Raw genomic sequence first — 7,935 nt, forward strand, 5'->3', positions numbered from 1 at the left:
GTCCGTTGCCGACTTGACCTGTCCAGGGCGTGGCATCCAGGCACCTCCTGGACAGGTAGCCTACCAGCAGAGATCCTTAAGTCACTGGTATTGGGGCTAGACCGGCACTTCGACGTAGGTGCGGCCGGCCGCGACCGCCACCGCGGTACCGCCGGTCGCCTCGGCCAGCCAGGTGTGGAAGGCCGGCACGTCCGGCTCCGGCACGCCGACCTCGATCCGCACCCCGGTCGCCCCGTACGCGAGGTCGCTCACCGCGTACCCGGCCGCCCGCAGGTCGTTCTCCACGCGCCCGGCCCGCACGTGGTCCGCGGTCACCGCCAGCAGCGCCACCGGCCGCCGTTCCAGCAGCCCGACGGCGTCCACCGCCTCCGACACCGCGTTCCCGTACGCCCGGACCAGCCCGCCGGCGCCGAGCTTGATCCCGCCGAAGTACCTGGTCACGACGGCCACCGTGTCGGTCAGCCCGCGCCGGCGCAGCACCTCCAGCATCGGCACGCCGGCCGTGCCGCCCGGCTCGCCGTCGTCATTGGAGCGCTCGCGGCGCTGCTCGTCGCCGACGACGAAGGCGGTGCAGTTGTGCCGCGCGTCCCAGTACTGCTTGCGGACGCCCGCGATGAACGCCTGCGCCTCCTCCTCGTCGGCGACCCGGGCGAGGTGGCAGATGAACCGGGACTTCTTGATCTCGATCTCGTGGCTGCCGCCCTGCCGGATGGTGAGGTAGGTCCTGGGGGTCGGCTCCGGCGTGGCGGACATGGCGCGGTGGTTCTCCCGGAAGACGGCGAAGGCTGGCGGCGCACGCCCCTCGGCGCGAGGGACGGCACCGCCAGCCTAGTGCTGCTCCGCGGAAGTTCGTGGAGGGATGTTGATCAGGCTGCCTTGAGTGGGGTGCCCTCGTAGGTCCAGCGGTAGGGCTTGGCGGTCTCGTTGTGGCCGATCACGTAGGCCTCGAGCTTCTCGATCAGGTCGTCGCGGCTGGCGAAGTCGCCATGCCGCACGACTCGGCGGGTCAGGGCGGAGAAGAACAACTCGACCTGATTGAGCCACGAGGTGTGCGGCGGGGTCCACCGGACGTGCCAGCGTGGGTGGGCCGCCAGCCACGCCTTGGTGTGTCTGGCCGTGTGGGACGAGCCGTTGTCGAGCACAACGTGGATCTCATTGCCGGGTGCGATCGCCTGGTCGAGCTGGTTCAGGAAGGCGGTGAAGGTCGCCGCGTCGTTGCGGGCGATCACCTCGGTGAGGACCTCGCCGGTGCGAACGTCGAGCGCGGCCACGAGGGAAACCGTGCCGTGGCGCCGGTACTCGAACTCCTGCCTGGCCGGCTCGCCGGGGCGTGCGGAATGCCCGGGATAGCGGCGTGAGCGGGCTGCGATCGCGGTCTTCTCGTCGATCGAGAGCACCACCGCGCCCTCGGGTGGACTCAGATAGAGGGCGCACACCTCGGCGGCCCGCTGCCAGAAGTCAGGAGTGTCCCGGCGGGTGAGCCAGCCACGGACCTTGTGCGGCTTCAGGTCCAGGCCGGCCAGGATCCTGCCGACCTGGGAGGCGGAGACCGGCGCGAAGCACGTGCCGGCCACACGTCGGGCGATGGCGCGGTGCGACCAGGTCGACTCCGGATGCGGTGGCGCGCTGGTGGCAGTGGCCACGATCGCCATGCGGACCTCGGGCCCGTAGGCCTTTGGCCGGCCCGAGCGTTCGGCGTCCCGCAGGCCGCCCAGCCCCAGGGTGGCGAACCGGCCCCGCCACTTGCGCACCGTGTTCACGCTGACATCCAGCTCCCGGGCGATCGCGCCATTGGCGAGCCCGTCCGCCGCCGCGAGCACGATGCGGGCCCGCAACACCGCCCGTACTTCGGACTTCGCCGAAGCCGCTGTCCTGTCCAGCCGCTCGCGGACCTCTGTCTCCAGCACCACCGCGACCGCCGTCCCCGTCCGTTGATCACCACGCACGGCCACCGATCATGGCGGGTCGCCGCCGCACCCGGCAGGATGGGCCTGTGCCGAAGAACCCGCCGGAATCGATGCAGCACCACCTGCGCCAGCGCTTGAACCGCCACGCCCGCGAACGCTGGCCACACGTGGACGCCATCACGGTCCGCTTCCGTGCCGGATTTGCTTACGTCGCCGCCGAGTTGCCCGGTGGCCAGAGCCTTCCATTGTGCCGCCTGCGCTTCACCGGTGTACTCCACACCTGGGGTTTCTCGCTCTACCTGGCCAGCAACGACAGCTACCGCGACAACTTCCTGCCCAGCGGGCTACCGTCCGGCTCCCCAGAAGAAGCCCTCGAGTGCGCAGGCGGCCTCTACCTCAGCGGACTGGCTATCTGATCAACACCCCTCCACGAACCTTCCGCGGAGCAGCACTAGTGCCGTGACCGGATAGGCCACGGCACTGGTTGGCCGCGGGGGCCGGTACGGCGGGGTTGCGGTCAGCGGCCGGCGAGGGCGTCCAGCCGGGCGCGGTCCAGGCCGGTCAGCGCGGTGACCTCGGCCGGGTCGACGGCGCCGCAGTCCAGGCCGCGCAGCACGTAGCCGCTGAGCGCGCGGGCGGTGGCCGGCTCGTCCATCACGTCGCCGCCCGCCTTCGCGACGTACGCGGCGAGCCGGGCGCAGGCGGTCTCCAGGCCCTCGCGGTAGAAGGCGTAGACGGCGGCGTACCGGGTCGGCAGGTGCGCCGGGTGCATGTCCCAGCCCTGGTAGTACGCGCGGGCCAGCGAGCGGCGGACGAGGCCGTGGTGGAGCTTCCAGGCGGCGTGGACCTGCTCGGTGGGCCCGGTCGGGATGACGTTGGTCGAGCCGTCGGAGAGCCGGACCCCGGTGCCGGCGGCGGCCACCTGCATGACGGCCTTCGCGTGGTCGGCGACCGGGTGGTCCATGCTCTGGTAGGCCGCGCTGACGCCGCAGGAGGCGCTGTAGTCGAAGGTACCGTAGTGCAGGCCGGTGGCGCGGCCCTCGGCGGCCTCGATCATCAGGGCCACGGTGGCCCGGCCGTCCGGGCCGAGGATCGCCTGGGTGGTCTCGATCTGGATCTCGAAGCCGATCCGGCCGGCCGGCAGCCCGGCGCGCCGCTCGAAATCCTCCAGCAGCCGCACCAGCGCGGTCACCTGCGCGGCGTACGTCACCTTCGGCAGGGTGAGGACCAGACCGTCCGGGAGCCCGCCCCCGGCGAGCAGGGTGGCCAGGAACAGCTCCAGCGTGCGGATGCCGCGGGCGCGGACCGGCGCCTCCATGCACTTGATCCGGATGCCGATGTACGGCGGGGCGCTGCCGTCCGCGACGGCGGCCGTGACGAGTTCGGCGGCGCGGACGGCGGCGGCGTCCTCCTCGGCGTCCGGGCGGGGGCCGTAGCCGTCCTCGAAGTCGATCCGCAGGTCCTCGATCGGCTCGCGCTCCAGCTTGGCGCGGACGCGGGCGTGCACGTCGGCGAGCAGGGCGTCGTCGGCCACCCCGAGGGCGCGGGCGAGCTCGGCCGGGGTGCCGGCGTGGGTGTCGAACGCTTCGAGGGCCTGCCGGCCCCACGTGCGGACGGTGTCGGCGGCGAAGGCGTCGGCCGGGACGTAGACCGTGTGCACCGGCTGCCTGGTCCCGGAGTCGCCCGGGAAGCGGCGCGCCAGGTCGGCGTCGACCGGGGCCAGCAGCGCCTCCACGGCGTCGAGGGCGGCGGCGGAGAAGGAGGCCCCGCTCGTCGGCCCGTTACCGTCGACCTCGACCTGCGACATCCGTACTCCTCCGTGCCGAACCAGTGCTTCAACAGATTGTTGATGCGAAGGTAGCTCCGGCCGGGTCGGGCGTCAATGGTGGACCGAGCGGTGGACGGCCGGCGTCGGGCGGTGGGCGGTCGCCCGGTCAGTCCCTCCCGGCGGCGGCGTAGCGGTCGCGCAGCTGCGGGTAGAGCTCGGCGACGTCCTTGGGGTGCACCGAACCGTCCGGGCGGTTGCCCGTCAGGCCGTACTCCCTGGTCAGCCAGTCGGCGAGGCGCTGCGGGTCGGGGTGGTGCTCGAAGGTGTCGATGTACGAGACCAGCGCCTCGAAGGCCAGCTCGGGGTCGAGCCGTGCCGGAGCGGGGCGCGGACCGACGACCTCGACGGGGGCGGGCTCCTCGGCCCGGGCGGCGACCTCGGCTTGGACGGGCTCCTGGGCGGGCTCGGGGGTCTGGTCCTGCTGCTCCGGGCGCTGGGCCGCGGCCTGGGGCTGGATCTGCGGCGCCACCTCGGCGGTCGACTGCTCGTCCAGCGGACGCGGGGGCTTGAACCACGGCGAGGCCTGGCCGGGCACGCGGCTGCCCGGGCCGGCGTCGGCCTGGTGACCGCCGGTGGTGCGGACCGGCCGCGCCGTCCAGACGTTCAGCTCCTCGCGCGGCGGCTGTGGGGCCTCCTCCTCCACGGCCTCTGGCTCCTGGGCGGCGCGCAGGCGGACGGCGTGCAGCTTGGCGAGCATCGGCGCGGCCACCTCGGCCGACATCGGTGCGACGGCCGCCGGGGCGTCCTCCGGCTCGTGAGGCTGGGGCTGGGGCTGGGGTTGCTGAGCCTGGGGGCCGGGCTGCTGAGTCGGCTGGGTTGCCTGGGTCTGCTGGGCTGCCTGGGCCTGCTTGGGCGGGAGCGGCTGGGCCGGGCGCCGCTGGGGCTGCGGATGGGGCTGGGGCTGTACGGGAATCTCCGGGCCCGCCGGGGCGATGGCCGCGGATGCGCGCTGCTCCTGCGGCTGGAGCTCCCGGGCCTCCCTCGCCTCCCGGGCCTCGCGCTCGCGGGCCTCTTCGTCCAGCCGGTCGAGCAGCGACGGGTCCAGCGGCACGCCGTACTTGGCGAGCTTCAGCGGCAGGAGCGCCTGGATCGGCGCCGACCGGCGCCAGCCGCGCCCGTACCGGAAGCGCAGCTGGGCCCGGTAGACCAGCCGGTTCTGCTCCAGCCGCACGACCTCGTCGTACGAGCGCAGCTCCCAGAGCTTCATCCGCCGCCAGAGCCGGAAGGTCGGCACCGGGGAGAGCAGCCAGCGCATCATCCGGACCGACTCCATGTGCCGGTCCGCGGTGATCGCCGCGATCCGGCCCACCGCGTGCCGGGAGGCCTCGACGACCACCACGAACAGCACCGGGATGACGGCGTGCATCCCCATGCCGAGCGGGTCGCCCCACGAGGCTGCGGCGTTGAAGGCGATGGTCGCGACGGTCAGCACCCAGGCGGTCTGCCGCAGCAGCGGGAAGGGTATCCGCAGCCAGGTCAGGACCAGGTCGAGCGCCAGGAGGACGACGATGCCGGCGTCGACACCGATCGGGAAGGCGTAGGAGAAGGCGCCGAAACCCTTCTCCGTGGCCAGTTCCCGCACCGCGTTGTACGAGCCCGCGAAGCCGATGCCCGAGATGATGCAGGCCCCGGCCGCGACGATGCCGAGCAGACCGCGGTGGGCCTTGGTGAGCGTTGGGCGTGCCATGACGTCTATCAACCCCTGGATTTCGGCTGCTGCCGTGCGCTGCCTCGCCTACCGGCTCCCGCTGGTCGGGGGCGCCGGACGGCTGACCCACCTCCGGGGCTCGGCCCACCGGAGTTTACTCGTACGCACGTTTCAGCGTTTCCACAGGCCGGAGCGTCACAGGGGAGCGCCCGCCCGGGCCGCTCCCGGGACCAGGCGGAGCGTCAGGCCGTCCGCCCGGCCGTGCCGTTGAGGTAGGCGAGGACAGCGAGCACGCGGCGGTTGGCGTCCTCGTCCGGGGCGAGTCCGAGCTTGGTGAAGATGTTGGCGATGTGCTTGGCCACCGCGCCGTCGCTCACCGTCAGCCGGGCGGCGATCGCCGAGTTCGAGCAGCCCTCCGCCATCAGCTCCAGCACCTCCCGCTCTCGCGGCGACAGCCCCAGCAGCGGCCCCGGACGACGGGCCGTGGTCTGCATCAGCTTCGCGATCACGTCCGGGTCCATCGCCGTACCACCGGCCGCCACCCGGCGGACCGCGTCGATGAACTGCTCGGCGTTGAACACCCGGTCCTTCAGGAGGTAACCGATCCCGCCCGTGCCGTCGGCCAGCAGTTCCCTCGCGTACAGCTGCTGGACGTGCTGCGACAGCACCAGGACCGGAAGTCCCGTGATCTCCCGGCGCGCCTGGAGCGCCGCCTGCAGCCCCTCGTCGGTCAGCGTCGGAGGCAACCGGACGTCGACTACGGCCACGTCCGGCCGGTGGGTCAGCAGCGCGTCCAGGAGCTCGGGCCCGGTCTCGACAGCGGCGGCGATGGTGAAGCCGTGCGCTTCCAGCAGCCGGATCAGGCCTTCGCGAAGGAGGTAGAGGTCCTCGGCGAGGACAACTCGCACGGCAGCTCCAAGGTGATGGTGGTCGGACCGCCGGACGTGCTGTCGATGGCGAGGACACCGTCGAAGGTACCCAACCGGCGCTCGATCCCGCGCAGGCCCGTCCCCCGCCCCGGATCGGCCACGCCGACCCCGTCGCCCGTCACCGTGACCCGCAGGGTGCCGGCCCGGTAGAGGATGTCCACCCAGACCTGCTCCGCGTGCGAGTGCTTCGCCGCGTTGGCCAGCAGCTCGCAGATGCTGAAGTAGGCGGCCGCCTCCACCGGGGCGGGCAGACGGTCCGGCACACTCACGCACACCTCCGTCGGCAGCGCGCTGTCCAGCGCCAACGCCCGGACGGCGTCGCCCAGTCCGCGCTCGGCGAGGACCGGCGGGTGGATGCCGCGGACGAGGTCCCGGAGCTCCTGCAGCGCCCGGGCCGAGGACTGCCGCGCCTCCGACAGCAGCTCCCGGGCGGCCGTCGGGTCCGTGTCCATCAGGTGCTCGATGGTGCCGAGCGTCATCCCGATCGCCACCAGCCGCGCCTGCGCGCCGTCGTGCAGGTCGCGCTCGATCCGCCGGAGCTCGGCCGCCTGGTCGCCGACCGCGTCCGCCCGGGTCTCCGTCAACTCGGCCACCCGCTTGGTCAACTGCGCGTGCGTGGCCCTGCCGTCCTGGTCCAGCACCCGCCGGGCCAGCTCGGCGTACGCACGCACCGCGAACGGCGCCACCAGCACCGCGACCGCCACCATGCCGATCCCGAGCCCGACGTTCACCATCAGCGACAGCTGCACCGGACGGATCGGCCCGAGCCCGTCGGAGGACGTCGGCCGCGTGACCGCGTACGCCGTGCCGAGGAGGATGAGACCGACCACCGGACCGGCCAGGGCCAGCACGGCCAGCGGGTTCACCACGAGCCAGGCCATCTCGGCGCGGGTGGTCCGGTCCCGGAACCCCCAGTGCGCCAGCTGCGTGTACTTCGCGACCGTCCGGGAGCGGTGGTACGAGTAGCCCGTCCACCAGTGCCCGCGCTCGTCCGGCTCGAGCGAGGGCATGGGCTCGTAGACGGCCGGCAGACGTATGCCGAACCAGCGCTCCAGCTGCCGGCGCGTGCGGTCCGCCGTGCGGCGGACGAAGAGGGCGGCCACCGTGCTGCCGGCGAGCGCCGCCGCCGCCAGGGCGAACAGCGCCACCGGGTAGTAGCCCCGCATCACCTCGGCCGTCACGACGCCGGCCAGGACGGCCGCCAGCACCGGCAGGGCGAACCCCGGCAGCCCACCCAGCACCAGGAGAGCGAGCCGCGCCATCCCCTGGCCGCCCGACTCCAGGGCAGCCTGGGCCTGAACGCGCACACCCGCGCCGCTCGTTCGACTCGTTGTTGTCACGGAAGCTCCTGATGCCGGTCTCGATCGTCCACCATGAGTCTTCACGAACCGGACGCCACCGACACTGGCCATGCCACCCCAATTCCGGGGTGGACCTAACACCACCTCCAGGTGGACACAGCACGAGGAGATTCCTCAGATCATCCGGAAATGCGAAAAGCCCCCGATCCGAATGGATCAGGGGCTTCTCAGAAGAATTGTTCGGCGGCGTCCTACTCTCCCACAGGGTCCCCCCTGCAGTACCATCGGCGCTGTGAGGCTTAGCTTCCGGGTTCGGAATGTA

General features: G+C 72.6%; 7 protein-coding genes and 1 rRNA gene. 1 reads left to right on the forward strand and 7 read right to left on the reverse strand.

Going from position 1 to position 7,935, the window contains the following annotated elements; genetic code table 11:
• Window positions 1-96: 96 nt before the first annotated feature.
• Both AB0O00_RS24200 and AB0O00_RS24205 read right to left on the reverse strand, forming a co-directional pair.
• Complete coding sequence (locus tag AB0O00_RS24200) at window positions 97-753, reverse strand: YigZ family protein (RefSeq protein ID WP_363655030.1); 657 nt, start codon at window positions 751-753, stop codon at window positions 97-99.
• A gap of 113 nt (window positions 754-866) precedes the next feature.
• A complete protein-coding gene (locus AB0O00_RS24205) occupies window positions 867-1,910 on the reverse strand; it encodes an IS630 family transposase (RefSeq protein WP_363655032.1) in 1,044 nt (347 codons plus the stop codon).
• 83 nt (window positions 1,911-1,993) lie between these two features.
• On the opposite strand from AB0O00_RS24205, the gene AB0O00_RS24210 reads away from it, so the two are divergent.
• Complete coding sequence (locus AB0O00_RS24210) at window positions 1,994-2,323, forward strand: hypothetical protein (protein WP_363655034.1); 330 nt, start codon at window positions 1,994-1,996, stop codon at window positions 2,321-2,323.
• 101 nt (window positions 2,324-2,424) lie between these two features.
• On the opposite strand, the gene AB0O00_RS24215 is transcribed toward AB0O00_RS24210, so the two are convergent.
• The 5 genes from AB0O00_RS24215 to rrf form a co-directional block, all read right to left on the reverse strand.
• The gene (locus AB0O00_RS24215) at window positions 2,425-3,714 is read right to left on the reverse strand and encodes an aldolase/citrate lyase family protein (RefSeq protein WP_363655036.1); all 1,290 of its coding nucleotides are present in this window, start codon (window positions 3,712-3,714) and stop codon (window positions 2,425-2,427) included.
• 127 nt (window positions 3,715-3,841) lie between these two features.
• Window positions 3,842-5,422 carry a DUF2637 domain-containing protein gene (locus AB0O00_RS24220; protein ID WP_363655037.1) on the reverse strand — a complete coding sequence of 527 codons (1,581 nt, stop codon included), beginning with the start codon at window positions 5,420-5,422 and terminating at the stop codon, window positions 3,842-3,844.
• A gap of 203 nt (window positions 5,423-5,625) precedes the next feature.
• Entirely contained in the window at window positions 5,626-6,291 is a 666-nt protein-coding gene (locus AB0O00_RS24225; protein ID WP_363655039.1) for a response regulator transcription factor, read from the reverse strand.
• Window positions 6,243-7,652, reverse strand: a complete 1,410-nt coding sequence (locus AB0O00_RS24230; RefSeq protein ID WP_363655041.1) for a histidine kinase — start codon at window positions 7,650-7,652, stop codon at window positions 6,243-6,245. Before AB0O00_RS24230 ends, AB0O00_RS24225 begins: the two co-directional genes overlap by 49 nt.
• A 199-nt stretch (window positions 7,653-7,851) precedes the next feature.
• Window positions 7,852-7,935: ribosomal RNA gene (gene rrf, locus AB0O00_RS24235) — 5S ribosomal RNA — on the reverse strand; the annotation flags it as partial.

Source organism: Kitasatospora sp. NPDC093558, assembly GCF_040683475.1.
Taxonomy (GTDB): domain Bacteria; phylum Actinomycetota; class Actinomycetes; order Streptomycetales; family Streptomycetaceae; genus Kitasatospora.

Excerpts from the sequence above, each read along its gene's own strand:
- AB0O00_RS24220 (WP_363655037.1), bottom strand. The coding sequence starts at position 5,422 with ATGGCACGCCCAACGCTCACCAAGGCCCACCGCGGTCTGCTCGGCATC.
- AB0O00_RS24215 (WP_363655036.1), bottom strand. The coding sequence starts at position 3,714 with ATGTCGCAGGTCGAGGTCGACGGTAACGGGCCGACGAGCGGGGCCTCC.
- AB0O00_RS24200 (WP_363655030.1), bottom strand. The coding sequence starts at position 753 with ATGTCCGCCACGCCGGAGCCGACCCCCAGGACCTACCTCACCATCCGG.